Below are 20,950 nucleotides of genomic sequence, written 5' to 3' on the forward strand. Positions count from 1 at the left end.
GGGCATGTCCCCGGCCTGCGCTCGCGTCCACCTCCGTCACCCTCGGAACAAGTCCCAGGATGACGGTTGAAAGGCGGGGCTCTTCACGTCGAAGACCGGCCGAACGACCGCGTTTCATTCGGTGAGGGTGTAACCACTCACCCTCCCATGGCTTCGCCATGGGCCCCTCCCTCTCTCAAAGAGAGAGGGAAACATGACGCCGCCTCAGTAGAAGCTGTCGCCCGCCTCCAGCCGGTCCTGCCGCGTCCCGTCGCACAGGGCGTAGCTGAAGCCCTTCTGGATCGACCAGGCGCCGACCTGGCCCGTCTTGCTCAGCGCCAGGAAGCCCACCTGCAGGTCCTTGGCGTCCGGCTTCTTCTTCAGGATGCGGGCGACGGCCTCTTTGCAGGCGTCCTGGGGCGAGCGGCCCTGGCGCATCAGCTCGACCACCAGGAACGAGCCGACGTTGCGGATCACCTCCTCGCCGACGCCCGTCGAGGTGGCCGCGCCGACGTCGTTGTCGACATAGAGCCCGGCCCCGACGATGGGCGAATCGCCGACCCGGCCGCGCAGCTTCCAGGCCATGCCGCTGGTGGTGCAGGCGCCCGACAGGTTGCCGGCCGCGTCCAGGGCCAGCATGCCGATGGTGTCGTGATTGCCCTTGCCGCCGGGCGTGCCCAGCTGTCCGGACGTCTTCCCGTAGTCGCCGACCTCGCTGTTGGCCCTGGGCGCGTACTTGGCCTCCTTCTTCCAGGCCTCCCAGGCGGCACGGGATTCCGGCGTCAGCAGTTCCTCGCGCGGAAAGCCCTGCTCCTGGGCGAACTGCAGGGCGCCGGCCCCGACCAGCAGGACGTGCGGGGTCTTCTCCATCACCGCTCGGGCCACCGAGATCGGGTGGGCGATGTGCTCCAGGGCCGCGACCGCGCCGCAGCCGCCGTGCTCGTCCATGATCGAGGCGTCCAGCGAGACGTGGCCGTCGCGGTCGGGATAGCCGGCCCGGCCGACGCTGTGGTTCTTCAGGTCCTGCTCGGGCACGCGGGCCCCGGCCTCGACCGCGTCCAGCGCCCGGCCGCCCTTCGACAGGATCGCCCAGGCCGCCTGGTTGGCCGGCACGCCGAAGTCCCAGGTGGAGATCACGCAGGGCTTGGTCAGCTGGATTCCGCCCGAGGGACCGGCCGCCGAGGCCGCGCCGCCCCCCATCAATCCCGACCCGACGAGCGAGGCGCCGATCAGGCCTCTACGATTCAGCATGGGTAAGCTCCCCGAAAGGCGCCAAAAGAACGCCGGTCACGAATCCGTACCACGAGCCTGGGAGCCGCCAAGATGTCCGACCGCGTGATCCTGGAAGTCTGTGTCGATACGCCCGCCGGATTGGCGGCGGCGATCGCCGGTGGCGCGGATCGCATCGAGCTGTGCTCGGCCCTGGCCCTGCAGGGCCTGACCCCGGCGCCGGGGCTGATGGCCATCGCGGCCGAGGCGGCGATCCCGATCTATCCGATGATCCGCCCGCGCCACGGCGACTTCGTCTACGACGCCCGCGAGGTGGACGCGATCTTCCGCGACATCGACGCCGCGCGGAAGGCCAGGCTGGCGGGGGTGGTGGTCGGCGCCAACCGGCCCTCGGGCGAGCTGGATGTCGATGTGCTGGCCATGCTGGTCGCCCACGCCGACGGGATGGGCGTGACCCTGCACCGGGCCTTCGACCTGACGCCCGACCCGTTCGCGGCCCTGGAGACCGCCATCGACCTGGGCTTCGAGCGCATCCTGACCTCGGGCGGCGCGCTGAACGCCATGGCCGGCTCGTCGATGATCGCCGCCCTGGTCGGCCAGGCGGCCGGCCGCATCGCCATCCTGGCCGGCGGCGGGGTCAATCCGTCGAACGTGGCCGAGCTGGTCGCCCGCACCGCCGTGCGCGAGGTGCACGGCTCGTGCAGCGCGCCGATGGTCGAGGGCCTGGCCCAGGGGCACGAGCACCGCGCCCACGAGCTGGGCTTCGTGCCGGACGGCCTGCGCGACACGGACGAGGCCGTGGTGAAGGCGGTGGTCGAGGCGCTTAGGGGGCTCTGAGCCTCATCCGCCATTTCTAGCGGTTGTCATCCCGCAAGCGCGTAGCGCTGTCCGGGACCCAGGTGAACCGCACCGCTTTCGCCCAGTCCCCTGGGTCCCGGACAGCCTCTGCGAGGCTTCCGGGATGACAACTTTAAGAGCGGAAGATCAGAACCGCGTGTCCATCGCCGGGATCGCGATCACCCCGGCCTCGCCGTCTTCATCCCCCCAGGCCAGCCGGCTCCCATCCGCCGAGACCGACAGCGAGCTGATCGCCGCGCCCTTTTCGGCCTTCAGGGTCTCGATGCGGCCCGATCGCATGTGGGCGCCCCAGATCTTGCCGTTGTCCTGGCCGGCGAGGGCCACCGGCAGCGCGTCGACGCCGGCGACCTGCACCACCATCGAGTCGCGCGAGAAGCCGATCTCGGCCGCTTCCTTGCCCATCGGGCCGTTGGACCCGGCGAACGGCCAGACCACGGCGCCGTTGGCGCCGGCGGTGACCATCAGATTGCCCTTGTCGAAGAAGGCCAGGCTCTTGATCTTGGACGGATAGCCGCCCATCCGCATGTCCTTGCCGTCGGCCAGCCGCCAACCGTGCAGCTGGTTGTCCTGCATGGCCGTGACCATGAACTTGCCGTCGGGGCTGAAGACCGCGGCGATATGGCTGCCGGCCCATTTCAGCGCCTGGGGCTTCTGGCCGTCGATCTTGGCCCACCACAGCCAGGCGCCGCCGTAGCCCACCGTGGCCAGGCGGCGGCCCTTGGGGTCGAAGGCCAGGCCCGAGACGGTCTTGTCGTGCGGGAAGACGCGCAGGAACTTGGCGTCGGCCACGTCGCGGACGTGGGCCTCCTTGCCGGCGGTGAAGGCGATCAGGCCCGAGGCGGCGCTGGCGGCGACGTGCTCGATCCAGCGGCCCTTGACCTCGGCCACCAGGGTGGCGGCGACCTCGTCGCCCTCGATCCGGCTCCAGACCACGCGGCCGTCGTCGCCGCCGGTGACGATTCCCCGGCCCGAGGGGTGGACGGCGGCGGCCAGCACCGCGCCGTCGTGGGCCTCGACGGTGACGAAGCCGCCCTCGTTCTCGAATCGCACCGTGCCGTCGCCCAGGGCGAAGGCGGCGCGACCGGCGCGGTCGAACAGGGCGGCGGTGACGTAGGCGTCGAAGGAATAGATCATTCGCGCGCCATACCGCGCCCCGACGCGGGCGCCTAGTCGGGCGTCAATACGCGCTCAATGCGCGTGGGGCGCGAGCCAGGCCCGGAGAACCCGTCCCCTGAACGGCGTTCCGTCAAAAAGAGTCACAAAAGGGGTTGCCATCGCGGCCTCTCGTCGGGCTTTACTTCCGCGCCCGTCTGCGCCAGACGTGGCCTCTAACATTTTTCGGGACCGCCACAGAGGCGGCCCTTGGGAGACAGTCAGGCAATGGCGGCTAAACTTGCTGGCGGGGGTGGTGGTCGCTACTCCCTCGGCCAGAACTCCGAAATCAACGTCACGCCCTTCGTCGACATCCTGCTCGTGCTGCTGATCATCTTCATGGTCGCCGTGCCGATGGCGACCGTGGCGATCAAGGTGGACCTGCCGCCGGCGACCCCGCCGCCGCCGAACGCCCCCAAGCCGAAGGAACCGGTGTTCATCTCGATCCAGAAGTCGGGCGCCCTGTACGTGGCCGACAAGCAGACGAGCCTGGACAACCTGCAGTTCGACCTGGACGCCAAGTTCACGGCCACCGGCCAGGCCGGACCGAAGGACGACCAGCGCGTCATGGTCCGCGCCGACGCCGACGTGACCTATGCCGACTTCATGGGCGTGCTGAACGCCCTGCAGACCGCCGGCTGGTACAAGGTCGGCCTGATCAACGAAGACATCCACTAAGGATCTCTTCCGCGATCATGCGAAAGATCAGGGGCCGGACGCCATGTCCGGCCCCTTTTTCGTGCCTGTCTCAGGGCTTGGGAGCTTGGCGCTTTACAAGCGTAAGAAACGGTAGAAAACTACACCTGTAACTTCAATCGATCCCGAACGGGGCATGGAGAGGAGACAGGTCATGGCGGCGAAACTGGCTGGGGCGGGCGGCGGGGCCTATGCGATCCGGCAGAACGCGGACATCAACGTCACGCCGTTCGTCGACATCCTGCTGGTGCTGCTGATCATCTTCATGGTCGCCGTGCCCATGGCCACCACCTCGATCAAGCTCGACATGCCGCCGGCCCGCAAGACGGACGTCCCGCCCAAGCCGCCGGTGCTGATCTCGATCCAGAATTCGGGCGCCCTGTACCTGGCCGGCCAGCCCACGCGGCTGGACACCCTGGCCGGCGACGTCAGCGCCCGGTTCGCCGCCGACGGCCAGACCGGCCCGCGCAAGGACCAGCGCCTGATGGTCAGCGCCCAGGCCGACGTGCCCTACGAGGCGCTGATGGGCGTGATCGACAAGGTCCACGCCGAGGGCTGGACCCAGATCGGGATCGTGAACGAGGATATTCGCTAGGCATTACGAGAAAGCCCCGTGCCGATGGTCCGGGGCTTTCTGACTTGTGCGGGCGAACACTTGCCCCCTACGGATCGCTTCGCGATCGTCTTCCCCCAGAGGGGGAAGAGCCTCGCGGGTAGGCTCCGCCCCCTATGGGGGCGGACAGACGGCGAAGCCGTCAGGTGGGGGCAAGTCGGTGTGAGCCTTCCTAAGCCGCCGTCGCCTCGAAACCGGCCTTCAGTTCGGCCTCGTCCAGGTCGCGGCCGATGAACACCATGCGGCTGTAGCGCTTGTCCTTGTCGGTCCACGGGCGCTGGAAGTCGCCTTCCAGGATCATGTGCACGGCCTGGAACACCAGACGGCGCTCCTCGCCCTTCACGTCGATGATGCCCTTGGCGCGCAGGATGTCGACGCCGCGGCGGGCCAAGAGGTCGTTGAGCCAGGCGGTGATCTTCTGGCCGTCCACCGGCTTGTCCAGCGTCAGGGATATGCCCTTCACGCCGTCGTCGTGGATGTCGCTCTTGTGGTCATGGTGGTGATGGTGGTCGTGACCGTGGTGGTCATGATCATGGTCGTGGTGATGGTGATCATGGCCGCAGTGCTCGTCGTGGACGTGGCCGTCCTCGCCGTGGGCCGGGTTCAGGAACTCCGGCTCCAGCTCGGTGATCCGCTCCAGGTCGAAGCTGTGCTTGCCGATGATGGTCTCGAGCGGGACGTTCGAGCGCTGGGCGCGGTGGATCGGGGCCAGCGGGTTGATGCGCTTGATACGGGCCTCGACGTGGCGCAGGTCGTCTTCCGAGACCAGGTCGGTCTTGTTCAGCACGATCTGGTCGGCGAAGGCGATCTGCTCGACCGCTTCCTTGGAATCGGAAAGCCGCAGCAGGATGTGCTTGGCGTCGACCACGGCGGTGACCGAGTCCAGATAGGTGCGGGCCTTGACGTCGTCGTCGACGAAGAAGGTCTGGGCCACCGGGCCGGGATCGGCCAGGCCCGTGGTCTCGACCACGATGGCGTCGAAGCCGCCCTTCCGTTTCATCAGGCCCTGGAGGACGCGGATCAGGTCGCCGCGCACCGTGCAGCAGACGCAGCCGTTGTTCATCTCGAACACTTCCTCGTCGGCGCCGACCACCAGGTCGTTGTCGATGCCCACCTCGCCGAACTCGTTGACGATCACGGCGTAGCGCTTGCCGTGCTCCTCGGTGAGGATGCGGTTGAGGAGGGTGGTCTTGCCGGCGCCGAGATAGCCGGTCAGCACGGTGACGGGGATCTTGCCGGAATTGGATGTGGTGTCGGTCATGGCCGCTATTTAGGTGTGAAGAGGCCTCGGTGGAAGCACCTCCAAACGCCGCTCATCCCGGCGAACGCCGGGACCCAGATCCTAAAGCGGGGAATCTGACGGGATGAGCGCCGCGTTCAAGGAACCCACCTCAAAGCCATTCCATCCGGGTCCCGGCGTTCGCCGGGATGAGCGGATCAAGAAGTCTAGGTCTTGAGGAACGCCACCGCCGCGCCGATCACGATCAGCGCGCCGCCCAGGATCAGCTCCTCGTACTGTTCCAGCCGAGCCAGGCCCAGGCGGTTGAAGCCGGCCAGGCTCAGGCCCGTGAAGATCAGCATGCCGGCCGAGGTGGCCGCCAGCAGCACCGCCGAAAGGGTCAGGAAGCCGGCCACGCCGTGCTCCATCCCCGCCAGATAATAAGGAAGGAAGGCCTCGCACGGCGACAGGGTCAGCAACACCACCAGGGCGGTGATGGCGGCGCGGTCGGAGGCGAACTTGCGGCCGGTCTCCAGGGTCGCGTGCTTGTGCCGGCCCTTGACCAGATAGAAGACGCCCAGCGCCGCCATCAGCCCGCCGACCACCCAATGGAAGGAATCGCCCAGGTGCGGCTGGGCCACCAGGCCCGCGGCCACCACGGCCAGGCCCAGCACGATGGTCAGGCCCACATGGCCCAGGCCCGCCAGCAGGGTGACGCCCAGGGTCCGCCCCGTCGTCCATTTCTGGGCGCGGCCCACCAGCACGAACGGCAGCCAGTGCGTGGGCAAGGCCGCATGCAGGAAGGCCACGACGAACCCGGTGGCGGCGACGGAGGCGAAGAAGGTCGTGTTCACGTCTGCGGCTATAGCCTGTTATAAAGTAACATACCAGAGGCTCTCTTCATGGAGCCGCGCATCGGACCGCGCCGGCGGGGGCTCCTGATTCCCCGTACGCGAGGCGCGAGGCGGGGCGGGACCTCCAAAGCTTCGCCCCTCTCCACTTCCATGCGGGCCGACGTTCGGCGCGGCTAGGGCTGCGTCGTGGATTTCGTCAAGCGTCAGGGCGCCGTTCGCCGTTGACTCAGGGGCTTTCGCCGGTATAAGTGCGCCCCTCTCGCCCGCAGGGTCTCCCAGCGGGCGTTCCCCATTTTGCGAACGCACGTTTCTTAAGGCGCTAACCTATGTACGCGGTGATCAAAACCGGCGGCAAGCAGTACCGGGTCCAAGCCGGCGATCTGCTGGTTGTCGAAAAGCTCGACGGTGAACCGGGCTCGGAAGTCGCTTTCGGCGAAGTCCTGATGCTTGGCGAAGGCGAGGCCGTGACGGTCGGCGCCCCCACGGTGGACGGCGCTGTCGTCTCCGGCACCCTGATCGAAACCCGCAAGGGCGAGAAGGTGAAGATCTTCAAGAAGATCCGCCGTCAGGGCTATCGCCGCACCCGCGGTCACCGCCAGACCGAGTCGGTCATCCGCGTGACCTCGGTCGCCGGCGCCGGCAAGACCAGCAAGTGGGACGGCACGGTCGACCTGACCCCGAAGGTCATCCTGAACGCGCGCGCTCGCGGCCTGGGCGACGCCGCCGTCGCCGCCGTGGCTCCGGTCACCCCGGCCAAGGTTGAAGTCGAGACCGTCGCCAAGAAGGCCTCGAAGTCGTCCGCCAAGGTGGAAGCCGTCGTCGTCGAGCACGCCGAACCGACCGCCGCCCCGAAGAAGAAGGCCGCGCCTAAGAAGGCCGCCGCCAAGGAAGACGGCGAAGCCTAAGCGGCTGCGCCTCTAAGGATCAGGAGAGCACAATGGCTCACAAGAAATCTGGTGGTTCGTCCAGCAACGGTCGCGACTCGGCTGGCCGTCGTCTTGGCGTGAAGAAGTTCGGTGGCCAGAAGGTCGCCGCCGGCAACATCATCATCCGTCAACGCGGCACCAAGTTCTGGCCGGGCGCCGGCGTGGGCATGGGCAAGGACCATACCCTCTTCGCGCTCGTCGAAGGTGCGGTGGGCTTTGTCACCAAGCGCAACAATCGGACCTACGTGAACGTGGCTCCGGTGGCCCAGGCCGCCGAATAGCGCGAACCTCGTAGAGATCCGGGTCGCGCTTTCCTCCAAGAAAGACGATCCGGACAGACGAAACCTAAGCGGGGAGTCCGGACGCCGGGCTCCCCGCTTTTGTTTTGTCCGCGCTCGAAATTTCCTGGCCGCAAAAGGACCCCAGGCCTGAAATCCGAGCGTCACGGTCCCCACCTAGAAGGACCGAGAACGGGAGGCGCGCCCAGGTGCGTAACCAAGACATGTGCGTGATCGAGAAGAGTCCGATCATCGAGACGCGGCGGCTGACGCTGCGGGCTCCTGAAGCCGACGACGCGCCGCGGATCGCGGCGCTGTGCGGCGACTATGCGATCGCCAAGATGACCACCCGCATGCCCTGGCCCTACAGCCAGGCCGAGGCCGACGGCTTCGTGGCCCGCTGCCAGGTCCAGGACCGGGGCAGGGACGCCACCTTCGTGATCGACTTGGAGGACACCGGCGTGGTCGGGGTGCTGGGCTTCTTCACCCCGCCCGTCGGCCACCTGGAGATCGGCTACTGGATCGGCCGGCCCTACTGGGGCCGCGGCCTGGCGACGGAAGCCGTCCAGGGGGCCATGGCCTGGGCCAAGGCTGATTGGCGCAAGAAGGTGGTCGTCGCCGGCCATTTCGCCGACAACCCGGCGTCGGGCCAGGTGCTGGTCAAGGCCGGCTTCCTGTACACGGGCGTGGTCGAGACCAAGCCCTCGGTCGCCCGCGGCGAGCCGGTGGACACCCGGATGATGGTGTGGCTGGCGTGAGGCCTAGGCCGCGCGGTGCGTGGCGATGGTCTTCTGCGGGCCTTCGCGGAAGCGCTTCTCGGCGACGATGATCCGTTCGCACAGGGCGTCCAGGTCGCTGAGCAGCGAATAGGTCGCGTAGATGGGGATCTCCATCATCGCCACCTGCGCCCGGGGCATGAACTCGCAGTACTTCTTCCACGCCACGTGGCCGTCGCGCGCGTTCATGGCGCGCTGGCCCAACGGGTTCCAGAGGTTCAGGGCCATCAGCTCGTCGCGGCATTCCCGCATCACGGGCAGGGCGATGAACAGGAACAGGAAGGTCGGCGTCGCGGCGCGGGCGAACTGCGGCTGCACCTGCATGTGCCAGATGCGGAAGGCCTCGAAGAAGTTGGCCTTGCGGGTCGGGTCCGGCGGCAGCCACTGCAGGTCCGGATTGATCAGCTCCTGGGCCGAGCCCGAGCGCTTGACCAGTTCGTCGGCCGTGCGGCCGTCGGCCATGGTCTTGTTCAGGGCGCCGATCGGGATCGCCAGGCGCTTGGCCACCTCGGTATAGGAGACCTGGCGGCCGGCCATCGGGGTCCACTGGCCGAAGTTGGCGGCGTTGGGCGCGCTGGCGCGCTTCATCGCCGCGGCCTGGTGCATCAGCTGATGGGTTTCGCGGCTCTTGGCGGCCTGCTGGCGGTCGAACTCTTCCTCGTGGACGGCCTGTTCGTCGGGCGTCATCCAGCGGGCCCGTCCGGGGCCGTAGGTGCGTTCGTGGCGATTGAGCAGGACGAAGTCGTGCTCTTCGGTGGGGCGGCGGCCGATGGCGGTCAGGAAGGCGCGGAAGTCGCGCCATTCGGGCGCCAGGCCCGTGCCCCGGCTCATCAGCATGTTCCGATGCAGCGACGCCTCGTGGGTGTACTTCCGACACAGGGTCGGCAGCGTCAGATCCTGCAGATCATGCGCAAAATCGGCGTCAGTAATTGTCGTCGTCAACGCCAGCCCTCCCCGCGCAATGGTCCTGTCGGCTTCCTCATGAGGTCGTTTGTCGCATGATCTCTTTTAACATTTCGTCACGATGACGAACGCGGTTCGACGCGTCAAAGTGTCGCCTAGACGACAAAAGACCGAGCCTGAACGCGGCGAGGCTTTGCCGTAGACCGGTTTCGGCTCGACGGACACGCCGCCTTACGACAAAAGACGCTCATGAAATTCTTGGACCAGTGCAAAATCTATGTCCGCTCCGGAAACGGCGGCGGCGGCGCGGTCTCGTTCCGACGCGAGAAGTACATCGAATACGGCGGCCCCGACGGCGGGGACGGCGGCCGAGGCGGCGATGTTTGGATCGAGGCGGTCGAGGGCCTCAACACCCTGATCGACTACCGCTATCAGCAACACTTCAAGGCCGGCACGGGCGTGCACGGCATGGGCCGCCAGCGCCACGGCGCGGCGGGCGAGGACGTGATCCTGAAGGTCCCCGTCGGCACCCAGGTGCTGGAGGAGGACAAGGAGACCCTGATCGCCGACCTCGACACCGCCGGCATGACCCTGCGCCTGGCCAAGGGCGGCAACGGCGGCTGGGGCAACCTGCACTTCAAGGGCCCGGTCAACCAGGCCCCGAAGTACGCCAATCCCGGCCAGGAGGGCGAGGAGCTGTGGGTCTGGCTGCGGCTGAAGCTGATCGCCGACGTCGGCCTGGTCGGCCTGCCCAACGCCGGCAAGTCGACCTTCCTGGCCGCCGCCAGCGCCGCCAAGCCGAAGATCGCCGACTATCCGTTCACCACCCTGACCCCGAACCTGGGCATGGTCGACCTGTCGACCAGCGAGCGCTTCGTCATGGCCGACATCCCCGGCCTGATCGAGGGCGCCAGCGAGGGCGCGGGCCTGGGCACCCGGTTCCTGGGCCACGTCGAGCGCTCGGCGGTGCTGATCCACCTGGTGGACGCCACCCAGGACGACATCGCCGGCGCCTGGACCACGATCCGCGGCGAGCTGGAAGCTTATGGCGACGAGCTGGCCGACAAGTCCGAGATCCTGGCCCTGAACAAGGTCGACGCCCTGGACGACGAGACCCGCGCGGCCAAGGCCGCCGAGCTCGAGGCCGTGGCGGGGATCAAGCCGATGCTGGTCTCCGGCGTCTCCGGCGAAGGCGTCACCGAGCTCCTGCGCGCCGCCTACACCCAGGTGCGCATCCGTCGCGGCGACGCGATCGAGGAGATCGAGGACGACGAGGACCACATCGAGGAGACCCCCGGGGGCTGGAAGCCCTGATGTCGGCGTCGGGGGGAGCGCTCAGCCGCGCCAAGCGCATCGTCTTCAAGGTCGGCTCGGCCCTGCTGGTCGACGCCGCCACCGGCGCGGCGGACCGCGCCTGGCTGGACGCCTTCTGCGCCGACGTCGCCCGGCTGCGGGCCCGGGGGCAGCAGGTGGTGGTGGTGTCGTCCGGGGCCGTGGCCCTGGGCCGCAGGCGCCTGGGCCTGACCGGCCGCAAGTCCCTGACCCTGCCCGAGAAGCAGGCCGCCGCCGCCGCCGGCCAGTCGGTGCTGATGCGGGCCTGGGAGGAGGCGCTGGAGCCGCACGGCGTCGGCGCCGCCCAGATCCTGCTGACCCGCGACGACACCGAGGTGCGCCGCCGCTGGCTGAACGCCCGCGCCACCGCCGAGACCCTGATCGCCCTGAACGTCGTGCCCGTGGTCAACGAGAACGACACGGTGGTGACCGAGGAGATCCGCTACGGCGACAACGACCGCCTGGCCGCCCGCGTGGCCCAGATGGTCGGCGCCGACCTGCTGGTGCTGCTGTCCGACATCGACGGCCTCTACACCGCCGACCCGCGCCGCGATCCCTCGGCCACCCACATCGAACGGGTCGCCGAGATCACGCCGGAGATCGCCGCCATGGCCGAGGGGGCCAACGCCTCGGCCGGGGTCGGCACCGGCGGCATGGCCACCAAGATCGCCGCCGCCCGCATCGCCCGGGCCGCCGGCTGCGCCACCCTGATCACCCTGGGCTCGCGCCCCGCGCCGCTGCAGGCCATCGAGGACGGGGCCCTGGCCACGGTGATCGAGGCCGGCGCCTCGCCCGCCGCCGCCTACAAGGCCTGGATCGCCGGCTCGCTGGCCCCCCAGGGCTGGCTGACCGTCGACGCCGGCGCCGCGGTCGCCCTGGCCAGCGGCAAGAGCCTGCTGGCCGCCGGGGTCCGCGCCGTCGAGGGGCCGTTCGACAAGGGCGACGCCGTGCGCGTCCGCGACGAGACCGGCCGCGAGGTGGCCCGGGGCCTGGTCCGCTACGACAGCGCCGACGCCCACAAGATCGCCGGCCTGCGCAGCGACGCCATCGAGGCCGAGCTGGGCTTCACCGAAGGCCCGATGATCCACGCCGACGACCTGGCGGTGGGCGGCTGATGGGCCGGGTCGCGCTCCTGACCCTGGCGGTCGGCGCGACGCTTCTCTCCAGCTGCGCCAGCCTGGCGCCCGCCCCGACGTGTCCGGTCGGCCAGAGCCCCGGCCGCCTGGTCCAGCTGGGCTTCGGCCGCAAGATCGGCGACCAGGTCGGCGTCTCCGAGGTCGACTTCGCCCGCTTCGTCGACGAGGAGCTGACCCCGCGATTCCCCGACGGCCTGACCGTGCTGGACGCCGCCGGCCAGTGGCGCTCGAACGCCGGCCCGATCGTGCGCGAGCCGTCGAAGATCGTCATGCTGGCCCTGCCCGGCCGCACCGGCGGCGAAGACCGGATCGAGGCCGTGCGCGCGGCCTATGTGCGGCGGTTCTCGCAGGAGGGCGTGATGGTGGTCACCCAGCCGGCCTGCGTGGGGTTCTGAGGCCCGGTTGACGGCCTTTCGACGGCCGGGCGATGATCGTACCGGGGAGGCGCGGTAGGAGACCTGGCATGACCACCCTGTTCGAAGTCCGCCCGATGACCGTGTCGATCGCGCGCCCGGCCGCCGAGGTCTACGCCTTCGCCCATCGGCCCGAGAGCTTCCCGCAATGGGCCGCCGGCCTGGGCGCGGGCCTGACCCGCGACGGCGACCGCTGGGTGGCCCACGGCCCCGACGGCGACGTCCACGTGCGGTTCTCGCCGCAGAACCCCTACGGCGTCCTGGACCACTGGGTGACCCTGGCGGACGGGACCGAGATCAGCATCCCGCTGCGGGTGGTGGCCAACGGCGACGGGGCCGAGGTGACCCTGACCCTCTTCCGCGTCCCCGGCATGGACGACGCCACCTTCGCGCGCGACCAGGGGATGGTCTCCGCCGACCTGGCCAGGCTCAAGGCCCTGCTGGAGTCATGATCAGCCTGCGCGCCCCGCGACCCGGCGACTTCGGCTGGATCGTCCAGCGGCACGGTCTTCTGTACGCGGAGGAACAGGGCTGGGACGCCCGGTTCGAGGGCGTGGTGGCCGGGGTGGTGTCCGACTACGTCAAGACCTTCGACCCGGCCCGCGAGGCCTGCTGGATCGCCGAGCATGCGGGCCGCTCGGTCGGCTCTATCATGCTGGCCCGCGAGAGCGACACGGTCGGCCGCCTGCGCCTGCTGCTGGTCGAGCCGTCGGCGCGGGGCCTGGGCGTCGGCGAGACCCTGATCCGCGAATGCCTGAGCTACGCCCGGACGGCGGGCTACGCCGAGATCATCCTCTGGACCCAGAGCAACCTGCTGCCCGCCCGGCGGCTCTACGCCCGCCACGGGTTCGTGCTGGAGGACAGCTGGCCCTATGACGGCTTCGGCCAGGGACTGGTGTCGGAGAGCTGGCGGCTAAAATTCCAGGCGGAGGATTAAACTCCGGCCCCGCTTGCGCCCTTTCGACCGCCGAGGCGTTCCCGTTGCCAACGCGGGGCTGGGCGTCATCCCCGTCGCATCCAGGGAAGACGGGCCATGGCCGATCAGCAGGACTTCAAGACCGAGGTGGGCGCCGGCGGCGAGACCCATCAGCACGTGCCGGAAAAGGGCCCCCACAGCCCCGAGGGCCACCTGACCACCAACCAGGGCATCCGGGTCTCCGACAACCAGAACCAGCTGAAGAGCGGCGAGCGCGGGCCGGTGCTGCTGGAGGACTTCGTCCTTCGCGAGAAGATCTTCCACTTCGACCACGAACGGATCCCCGAGCGGATCGTCCACGCCCGCGGCTCGGCCGCCCACGGCTTCTTTGAGCTCTACGAGTCGCTGGCCGACCTGACCAAGGCCGACCTCTTCCAGCGGGCCGGCGAGAAGACCCCGGTCTTCACCCGCTTTTCGACCGTGGCCGGCGGCGCGGGCAGCGTCGACACCCCGCGCGACGTGCGCGGCTTCGCCGTGAAGTTCTACACCCAGGAAGGTAACTGGGACCTGGTGGGCAACAACATCCCGGTGTTCTTCATCCAGGACGCCATGAAGTTCCCGGACCTGGTCCATTCGGTGAAGATGGAGGCCGATCGCGGCTACCCGCAGGCCGCCAGCGCCCACGACACCTTCTGGGACTTCATCAGCCTGATGCCCGAGAGCACCCACATGATCATGTGGGCCATGAGCGACCGGACCATCCCGCGCTCGCTGCGCACGATGGAGGGTTTCGGCGTCCACACCTTCCGACTGGTCAACGCGGCCGGCAAGTCGACCTTCGTCAAGTTCCACTGGAAGCCCAAGCAGGGCGTGGCCTCGACGATCTGGGACGAGGCGGTGAAGCTGGCCGGCGCCGATCCGGACTTCCAGCGCCGCGACCTGTTCGAGGCGATCCAGCGCGGCGACTTCCCCGAATGGGAGCTGGGCCTGCAGACCTTCGACCAGGCCTTCGCCGACAGCCTGCCTTTCGACGTGCTGGACCCGACCAAGATCATCCCCGAGGAGGTTCTGCCGGTGCGCATCGTCGGCCGAATGGTGCTGGACCGCTGGCCGGACAACTTCTTCGCCGAGACCGAGCAGGTGGCCTATTGCCCGGGCAACATCGTGCCGGGCGTCGACTTCACCAACGACCCCCTGCTGCAGGGGCGGCTGTTCAGCTACCTCGACACCCAGAAGAGCCGGCTGGGCACGGCCAACTTCCACCAGATCCCGATCAACGCGCCCAAGTGCCCGGTGATGAACTTCCAGCGCGACGGGCAGATGCAGATGTTGCAGCCCAAGGGCCGCGCCAACTACGAGCCCAACAGCCTGGCCGAGACGGCCGGCGAGATCGGCGGCCCGCGCGAATGCCCGGTGACCGGCTTCAAGACCTTCGGGGCGGCCGACGGCGACAACGAGCAGGGCGACAAGCTGCGGATCCGGCCCGAGAGCTTCGCCGACCACTACAGCCAGGCGCGGCTGTTCTTCCGGTCGCTGGACCCCGCCGAACAGGCCCACCTGGCCTCGGCCCTGGTGTTCGAGCTGTCGAAGGTGGGCATCGAGGCGGTGCGGACCCGGATGATGGGCAACCTGGTCAATGTCGATCCGGACCTGGCCAAGCGCGTGGGGGCGGGCCTGAACATGCCCGTGCCCAAGGCCTCGAAGTCGGCCGTGGCGGTGCAGGACCTGGACCCGTCGCCGGCCCTGCGGATCGTCAACGGCCCGCGCGCGCCCCAGGACATCAAGGGCCACGTGATCGGCGTCCTGATCGCCGACGGTTCCGACGGCGCGGCGGTCGACAAGCTGAAGGCGGCGATCAGGAAGGCGGGTGCGGTCGCCAAGGTCATCGCGCCGAAGATCGGAGGGGCCAAGGGCGCGGACGGGACGCTGATCCCGGCCGACGGCCAGCTAGCGGGCACGCCCTCGGTGACGGTGGACGCCGTCGCCCTGGTGCTGTCCGACACCGGCTGCGCGGCCCTGCTCAAGGAAGCTGCCGCCGTACAGTTCGTCATGGACGCCTTCGGGCATCTCAAGGCCATCGGCGCGACGGACGCCGCCAGGCCGCTGCTGGACAAGGCGGGCGTGGAGCCGGACGAGGGCGTCGTGGGCCTGGGCGCCGACTTCATCGCCGCGGCCGCCAAGCGGTTCTGGGATCGGGAGCCGAAGGTGCGGACGCTGGCTTAGAGGCTACGGCGCACCCACTTGCCCCCACCTGGCGGCTTCGCCGCCTGTCCGCCCCCGTAGGGGGCGGAGCGCTCTTCCCCCTGTGGGGGAAGACGACCGCGAAGCGGTCCGTAGGGGGCAAGTGTTCGCCGCTCTAGCCCATCAAATGCCCCCGCCAGGCCTCCCGCAGCACCTTCTTGTCGATCTTGCCCGTCGCGGTCAGCGGCACCGGGGCGAAGACCACGTCGTCCGGGGTCCACCACTTCACGATCCGCGGCGCCAGATAGTCCAGCACCTCGGCCTTGCCCACCGACGCGCCGTCGTGCGCCTCGATCACCAGCAGCGGTCGCTCCTCCCACTTGGGATGGGGGACGCCGATCACGGCGGCGATCTTCACGCCCGGGCAGCCGGCGGCGATGTTCTCCAGGTCGATCGAGCTGATCCATTCGCCGCCCGACTTGATGACGTCCTTCTGGCGGTCGGTGATGCGCATGAAGCCGTGCTCGTCCAGGGTGGCGATGTCGCCGGTGTCGAACCAGCCGTCGGCCTGGGCCGCGTCCTGGTCCTTGCGGAAGTAGCGCCGCACCACCCAGGGGCCGCGCACCTTCAGGGCGCCCGAGGTCTCGCCGTCGCGCGGGGCGGCCTGGCCGTCGTCGGTCTCGACCCGCAGCTCGATGCCGAACTGCAGCCGGCCCTGGCGGGTCCAGATGGCGTCGTTCATGGCGTCCTCGCCCAGGGCGGCCAGGGACGGGGTGGGGGTGGCGACCACGCCGATCGGGCAGGTCTCGGTCATGCCCCAGATCTGCAGCACGTCGACGCCGTACTGGGTCTTGAAGGTCTCGGCCATGGCGCGCGGCACGGCGCTGCCGCCGATCACGACCCGCTTGAGGGTGTCCGGCCGCTGGCCGGTCTTCTCCAGCCAGTCCAGGTACATCGTCCAGATGGTCGGCACCCCGCCGGTGAAGGTGACGCCCTCGCCCTGGATCAGGTCGTGCAGCGCCGCGCCGTCCATCTTGTCGCCGGGCAGGACCAGCTTGGTCCCGCAGATCGGGGCGCTGAACGGCACGCCCCAGGCGGTGGCGTGGTAGAGGCTGGAGCAGGGCATCACCACGTCGAAGGCGGTGAAGCCGAACGCGCTGTTCAGGCCGCCCGCCATGGCGTGCAGCACCACGGCGCGATGCGAATAGAGCACCCCCTTGGGATCGCCCGTCGTGCCCGAGGTGTAGCAGAGGAAGGCGCCGGCGTTCTCGTCGAAGCTCGGCCAGTCGATCGTCGCGGGCTCGCCGGCGATCAGGGCCTCGTAGGACAGGGCGCCGACCTGGCCGGGGATCGTCCGCTCCGGGCTCGACAGCATGACGAAGGTCTTCACCGTGGTGAGCTGCGGGGCGATCCGGTCGACCAGCTCGGCGAAGTTCCGGTCATAGGCCAGCACCGCGCTTTCGGCGTGGTTGATCGTGTAGACGATCTGCTCGTCGAACAGGCGCGGATTGGCCGTGTGCAGCACCGCGCCGATCCCGGGGATGGCGTAGAACAGTTCCAGGTGCCGGTGGGTGTTCCAGGCCAGGGAGGTGACCCGGTCGCCGGGCCCCACGCCCAGGCGGGCCAGGGCGTGGGCCAGCTGGGCCGAGCGGCGGAGGAGGCCCGCATAGTCGTAGCGCCAGTTGGGCTCGTCGATCAGCTTGGAGACGATCTCGCGCCCGCCGTGGGCCTGGGCGGCGTAGGTCACGATGCCGCTGATCAGCAGCGGCGCGGTCTGCATCAGGCCCGGGATCATGCCTGCTCCTCCCTTTTCTCGTTGGGAGGAGGGTAGGGGCGCTTGCTCGGTTCGTGAAGGCTCGCACTTGCCCCCACCTGACCGCTACGCGGTCTGTTCGCCCCATAGGGGGCGGAGCCTAAAGCGCGTCGTCGGCGGCAGGGCTCTTCCCCCTGTGGGGGAAGACGACCGCGTAGCGGTCCGTAGGGGGCAAGTGTTCGCCGCTAGAGCTTGGCCAGCACCGCATCGCCCATCTGGGCCGTCGATAGCTCGCCGCCCAGGTCGCGGGTGCGGGCCCCGCCGTCCAGGGCCGCCTTGACCGCCGCCAGCAGGACGTCGGCGGCCTCGGGGCGCTTGAGCGACCAGCGCAGGGCCATCTCGAACGACAGGATGGCGGCCAGGGGGTTGGCCACGCCCTTGCCGGCGATGTCGGGGGCCGAGCCGTGGATCGGCTCGTAGAGGCCCGGCTTGTCCGGGTCGCCGATCGCCGCCGAGGGCAGCATGCCCAGCGAGCCGGTCAGCATGGCCGCCGCGTCCGACAGGATGTCGCCGAACAGGTTGTCGGTCACGATCACGTCGAACTGCTTGGGCGCGCGGACCAGCTGCATGGCGCAGTTGTCGGCCAGGATGTGCTCCAGCTGGACGTCGGGATATTCGCGGGCGTGCAGCTCGGTGATCACCTGCTTCCACAGCAGGCCCGACTCCATGACGTTCGACTTCTCGGCCGAGTGGACCTTGTTGGTGCGGCCGCGGGCCAGCTCGAAGGCCACCCGGCCGACGCGCTCGATCTCGCTGGTGGTGTAGACGGCGGTGTCGAAGCCGCGCTTCTGGCCGTCCGGCAGGGTCTCGACGCCGCGCGGCTGGCCGAAATAGACGCCGCCGACCAGTTCGCGCACGAACATCACGTCCAGGCCCGAGACCAGCTCGGTCTTCAGGCTGGACGCGCCGGCCAGGGCCTCGAAGCAGTAGGCCGGGCGCAGGTTGGCGTAGACGTCCATGGCCTTGCGCAGGTTCAGCAGGCCGGCTTCCGGGCGCAGGTGGCGGGGAGCGTTCGCCCACTGCGGACCGCCGACCGCGCCCATCAGCACCGCGTCGCTGGCCAGGGCCGCGTCGCGGACCTCGTCGGTCAGCGGCGTGCCGTGGGCGTCGTAGCTGGCGCCGCCATAGATCCGCTCCTCGACGTTCAGGTCGGGCGTGAGGACGGCGGCCACCCGGCGCACCTGGGCGCAGACCTCGGGGCCGATCCCGTCGCCGGGCAGGAGCAGGAGCGTGGACATGGTGGAAGGCTCTCTAGATCAGATTTCGCGGTAGTCTGAGACGTCGAACGACGACATGCGGCGCTCGCCCACGCCCAGTTCGGGCCAGCAGGCGCGCCAGGCGGCCATGTGCGGGGCGGCGCGGTGGAAGGCCAGGGCCGCCTCGTCGACGAAGTGTTCGTAGACCCGGATCAGGCCCGGATCGAGCGGGTCCTCGGTCAGGGCGTAGTCCAGGCACCCGGGCTCGGCCCGGCTGCCCTCGACCTGGGCCTTCAGGTGCGGGCGCAGCTCGACCAGGCGCTCGGGCGCGACGCGGATCGTGCCGGCCAGGATGATCGTGCCGGACTTGGGCATCAGGCTTCCAGCCAGGGCCGGTCCAGCGCCCGCTTGCTCTCGAACAGGTCGATGTCGGTCGCGTGCTGCAGGGTCTCGCCGATGGCGTCCAGGCCCTTGAGCATCTTGTCCTTGCGGACGGGATCGATGTCGAAATGGAAGCTCTTGCCCGAGGGCGAGACCACGGTCTGCGCCGCCAGGTCGACGCTGACCATGTGGTTGCCGCCCTTGGCCTCGTCCATCAGCTGGGCGACTTCCTCGGGCTTCAGCACCACCGGCAGCAGGCCGTTGTTGAAGCAGTTGTTGTTGAAGATGTCGGCGAAGCTGGTCGAGATCACGCACAGGATCCCGAAGTCCATCAGCGCCCAGGGCGCGTGCTCGCGCGAGCTGCCGCAGCCGAAGTTGTCGCCGGCGATCAGCACGGACGAGCCCTTGTACTCCGGCCGGTTCAGCACGAAGTCGGCGATCTCGTTCCCGTCGCCGTCGAAGCGGAAGTCGTAGAACAGGCCCTTGGCCAGCCCCTCGCGCTCCACGGTCTTGAGGAACTGCTTGGGGATGATCTGGTCGGTGTCGATATTGGCCAGCGACAGGGGGGCGGCGCGACCGTCGAGGCGCGTGAAGGCCTGCATCAGTTCGTCTCCTCGAACAGGGCCCGCACGTCGGTCAGGTGACCCGCGATCGCCGCCGCCGCCGCCATGGCCGGCGAGACCAGGTGGGTGCGGCCGGCGCGGCCCTGGCGGCCTTCGAAGTTGCGGTTGCTGGTCGAGGCGCAGCGCTCCTGCGGGGCCAGCTTGTCGGGGTTCATGGCCAGGCACATCGAGCAGCCCGGTTCGCGCCAGTCGAAGCCGGCGGCCTTGAAGATGGCGTCCAGCCCCTCGGCCTCGGCCTGTTCCTTCACCAGGCCCGAGCCCGGCACGACCATGGCCTTGACGTGGTCGGCCACCAGGCGGCCGTGCAGGAAGGCCTCCTGCACCACGGCGGCGGCGGCGCGCATGTCCTCGATGCGGCTGTTGGTGCACGAGCCGATGAAGACGCGGTCGATGCGGGCTTCGCTGATCGGCTGGCCGGCCTTCAGGCCCATGTAGTCGAGGGCCCGGTGGGCGGCGGCGCGCTTGTCCGGGGTGGCGAAGCTTTCCGGGTCGGGCACGTTGCCGGTCACCGGGATGACGTCCTCGGGGCTGGTGCCCCAGGTGACCATCGGGACCAGGGCCGAGCCGTCGATGACCACGGTGCGGTCGAACTTGGCGTCCTCGTCGCTGACGAAGCCCTTCCAGTAGGCCAGGGCCATGTCCCAGGCCGCGCCCTTCGGCGCGGAGGGCTTGCCCTGGATGTAGGCGAAGGTCTTGTCGTCCGGCGCCACCAGGCCGGCCTTGGCGCCGCCCTCGATGGTCAGGTTGCACAGGGTCATGCGGCCTTCCATCGACAGGTCGCGGACCACCGGGCCGGCGAACTCGATGACGTAGCCGGTGCCGCCGGCCGTGCCGATCTCGCCGATCACGGCCAGGGCCACGTCCTTGGCCGTGACGCCGGGGCCCAGCTGGCCGTCGACGCGGACCAGCATGTTCCTGGCCTTCTCCTGGCGCAGGGTCTGGGTGGCCAGGACGTGCTCGACCTCGGACGTGCCGATGCCGTGGGCCAGGGCCCCGAAGGCGCCGTGGGTGGAGGTGTGGCTGTCGCCGCAGACGATGGTCATGCCCGGCTGGGTGCGGCCCTGCTCGGGGCCGACCACGTGGACGATCCCGTTGCGGATGTCGCCCATCGGGAAGAACTCGATGCCGTTGTCCTCGACGTTGCGGGCCAGGGTCTTGAGCTGCAGGCGCGCCTCGTCGTCGGCCACGGCGTCGACGCCCTTGGCCTGGCCCTCGGTCGGGATGTTGTGGTCGGCCACGGCGAGCGTGCGGTCGGGCCGGCGCACCTTGCGGCCGGCCGCGCGAAGGCCGGCGAAGGCCTGCGGCGTGGTCACCTCGTGGATGAGGTGCAGGTCGATATAGAGGATCGCTTCGCCGTCCTGTTCGTTGACGACGTGAGCGTCCCAGATCTTGTCGTAGAGGGTCTTCGGTGCGCGGGTCATGATACCCGGGCATCTAGGCCCTGAGGACGGGCGCGTAAAGCGAGGAAACGCCAA

General features: G+C 69.3%; 22 protein-coding genes. 12 read left to right on the forward strand and 10 right to left on the reverse strand.

Annotated elements, in window-relative coordinates:
• Positions 1-204: 204 nt before the first annotated feature.
• Positions 205-1,230, reverse strand: a complete 1,026-nt coding sequence (locus WAE60_RS22525) for a N(4)-(beta-N-acetylglucosaminyl)-L-asparaginase (protein ID WP_337688940.1) — start codon at positions 1,228-1,230, stop codon at positions 205-207.
• Between the two features lie 72 nt (positions 1,231-1,302).
• Here WAE60_RS22525 and WAE60_RS22530 point away from each other — a divergent pair, with 72 nt between their 5' ends.
• Positions 1,303-2,046 carry a copper homeostasis protein CutC gene (locus tag WAE60_RS22530; RefSeq protein WP_337688942.1) on the forward strand — a complete coding sequence of 248 codons (744 nt, stop codon included), beginning with the start codon at positions 1,303-1,305 and terminating at the stop codon, positions 2,044-2,046.
• Between the two features lie 147 nt (positions 2,047-2,193).
• Here the strand turns inward: WAE60_RS22530 and WAE60_RS22535 are convergent, their stop codons facing one another.
• On the reverse strand, positions 2,194-3,201 hold the full coding sequence (locus tag WAE60_RS22535; protein WP_029910984.1) for a hypothetical protein: 1,008 nt from the start codon (positions 3,199-3,201) through the stop codon (positions 2,194-2,196).
• Between the two features lie 246 nt (positions 3,202-3,447).
• Between WAE60_RS22535 and WAE60_RS22540 the strand changes: the two genes are divergently transcribed.
• Both WAE60_RS22540 and WAE60_RS22545 read left to right on the forward strand, forming a co-directional pair.
• Positions 3,448-3,897 carry a biopolymer transporter ExbD gene (locus WAE60_RS22540; protein ID WP_029910987.1) on the forward strand — a complete coding sequence of 150 codons (450 nt, stop codon included), beginning with the start codon at positions 3,448-3,450 and terminating at the stop codon, positions 3,895-3,897.
• A gap of 172 nt (positions 3,898-4,069) precedes the next feature.
• Positions 4,070-4,510, forward strand: coding sequence for a biopolymer transporter ExbD (locus tag WAE60_RS22545; RefSeq protein ID WP_337688945.1), 441 nt, complete (start codon positions 4,070-4,072; stop codon positions 4,508-4,510).
• A gap of 190 nt (positions 4,511-4,700) precedes the next feature.
• Here WAE60_RS22545 and WAE60_RS22550 read toward each other — a convergent pair whose 3' ends face one another.
• Positions 4,701-5,789, reverse strand: coding sequence for a GTP-binding protein (locus WAE60_RS22550; RefSeq protein WP_029910994.1), 1,089 nt, complete (start codon positions 5,787-5,789; stop codon positions 4,701-4,703).
• A 185-nt stretch (positions 5,790-5,974) separates the two neighbouring features.
• Positions 5,975-6,601, reverse strand: a complete 627-nt coding sequence (locus WAE60_RS22555) for a hypothetical protein (protein WP_029910997.1) — start codon at positions 6,599-6,601, stop codon at positions 5,975-5,977.
• Positions 6,602-6,927: 326 nt separating this feature from the next.
• On the opposite strand from WAE60_RS22555, the gene rplU reads away from it, so the two are divergent.
• From rplU to WAE60_RS22570, 3 genes are all read left to right on the forward strand, one after another.
• The gene (rplU, locus tag WAE60_RS22560; RefSeq protein ID WP_029911000.1) at positions 6,928-7,506 is read left to right on the forward strand and encodes a 50S ribosomal protein L21; all 579 of its coding nucleotides are present in this window, start codon (positions 6,928-6,930) and stop codon (positions 7,504-7,506) included.
• Between the two features lie 32 nt (positions 7,507-7,538).
• Positions 7,539-7,808, forward strand: a complete 270-nt coding sequence (gene rpmA / locus WAE60_RS22565; protein ID WP_029911003.1) for a 50S ribosomal protein L27 — start codon at positions 7,539-7,541, stop codon at positions 7,806-7,808.
• Positions 7,809-8,029: 221 nt separating this feature from the next.
• Positions 8,030-8,563, forward strand: a complete 534-nt coding sequence (locus WAE60_RS22570; protein ID WP_029911006.1) for a GNAT family N-acetyltransferase — start codon at positions 8,030-8,032, stop codon at positions 8,561-8,563.
• 3 nt (positions 8,564-8,566) lie between these two features.
• Here WAE60_RS22570 and WAE60_RS22575 read toward each other — a convergent pair whose 3' ends face one another.
• Positions 8,567-9,412 (reverse strand): hypothetical protein, encoded by an 846-nt coding sequence (locus WAE60_RS22575; protein WP_231499435.1) that lies wholly within the window; start codon positions 9,410-9,412, stop codon positions 8,567-8,569.
• Between the two features lie 321 nt (positions 9,413-9,733).
• On the opposite strand from WAE60_RS22575, the gene obgE reads away from it, so the two are divergent.
• The 6 genes from obgE (at position 9,734) to WAE60_RS22605 (ending at position 15,504) form a co-directional block, all read left to right on the forward strand.
• The gene (gene obgE, locus WAE60_RS22580) at positions 9,734-10,798 is read left to right on the forward strand and encodes a GTPase ObgE (RefSeq protein WP_029911012.1); all 1,065 of its coding nucleotides are present in this window, start codon (positions 9,734-9,736) and stop codon (positions 10,796-10,798) included.
• The gene (proB, locus tag WAE60_RS22585) at positions 10,798-11,931 is read left to right on the forward strand and encodes a glutamate 5-kinase (RefSeq protein WP_029911015.1); all 1,134 of its coding nucleotides are present in this window, start codon (positions 10,798-10,800) and stop codon (positions 11,929-11,931) included. Before obgE ends, proB begins: the two co-directional genes overlap by 1 nt.
• Positions 11,931-12,347, forward strand: coding sequence for a DUF3574 domain-containing protein (locus tag WAE60_RS22590; protein ID WP_029911018.1), 417 nt, complete (start codon positions 11,931-11,933; stop codon positions 12,345-12,347). The genes proB and WAE60_RS22590 overlap by 1 nt, the downstream gene beginning before the upstream one ends.
• 68 nt (positions 12,348-12,415) lie before the next feature.
• Positions 12,416-12,817, forward strand: a complete 402-nt coding sequence (locus tag WAE60_RS22595; protein ID WP_337688953.1) for an SRPBCC family protein — start codon at positions 12,416-12,418, stop codon at positions 12,815-12,817.
• Positions 12,814-13,302, forward strand: a complete 489-nt coding sequence (locus tag WAE60_RS22600) for a GNAT family N-acetyltransferase (RefSeq protein WP_029911024.1) — start codon at positions 12,814-12,816, stop codon at positions 13,300-13,302. The genes WAE60_RS22595 and WAE60_RS22600 overlap by 4 nt, the downstream gene beginning before the upstream one ends.
• A gap of 96 nt (positions 13,303-13,398) precedes the next feature.
• The gene (locus WAE60_RS22605) at positions 13,399-15,504 is read left to right on the forward strand and encodes a catalase (protein ID WP_337688956.1); all 2,106 of its coding nucleotides are present in this window, start codon (positions 13,399-13,401) and stop codon (positions 15,502-15,504) included.
• 133 nt (positions 15,505-15,637) lie between these two features.
• Here the strand turns inward: WAE60_RS22605 and WAE60_RS22610 are convergent, their stop codons facing one another.
• From WAE60_RS22610 to leuC, 5 genes are all read right to left on the reverse strand, one after another.
• On the reverse strand, positions 15,638-17,257 hold the full coding sequence (locus WAE60_RS22610; RefSeq protein WP_337688957.1) for a long-chain fatty acid--CoA ligase: 1,620 nt from the start codon (positions 17,255-17,257) through the stop codon (positions 15,638-15,640).
• A gap of 203 nt (positions 17,258-17,460) precedes the next feature.
• The gene (gene leuB, locus WAE60_RS22615) at positions 17,461-18,513 is read right to left on the reverse strand and encodes a 3-isopropylmalate dehydrogenase (RefSeq protein WP_337688959.1); all 1,053 of its coding nucleotides are present in this window, start codon (positions 18,511-18,513) and stop codon (positions 17,461-17,463) included.
• 18 nt (positions 18,514-18,531) lie between these two features.
• On the reverse strand, positions 18,532-18,846 hold the full coding sequence (locus WAE60_RS22620; protein WP_029911035.1) for a putative quinol monooxygenase: 315 nt from the start codon (positions 18,844-18,846) through the stop codon (positions 18,532-18,534).
• Positions 18,846-19,454, reverse strand: coding sequence for a 3-isopropylmalate dehydratase small subunit (gene leuD, locus WAE60_RS22625; RefSeq protein WP_029911039.1), 609 nt, complete (start codon positions 19,452-19,454; stop codon positions 18,846-18,848). Before leuD ends, WAE60_RS22620 begins: the two co-directional genes overlap by 1 nt.
• Positions 19,454-20,896, reverse strand: coding sequence for a 3-isopropylmalate dehydratase large subunit (gene leuC, locus WAE60_RS22630; RefSeq protein ID WP_337688964.1), 1,443 nt, complete (start codon positions 20,894-20,896; stop codon positions 19,454-19,456). The genes leuD and leuC overlap by 1 nt, the downstream gene beginning before the upstream one ends.
• Between the last annotated feature and the right edge of the window lie 54 nt (positions 20,897-20,950).

It is taken from the genome of Caulobacter sp. CCG-8 (assembly GCF_037402475.1).
Lineage (GTDB): Bacteria > Pseudomonadota > Alphaproteobacteria > Caulobacterales > Caulobacteraceae > Caulobacter.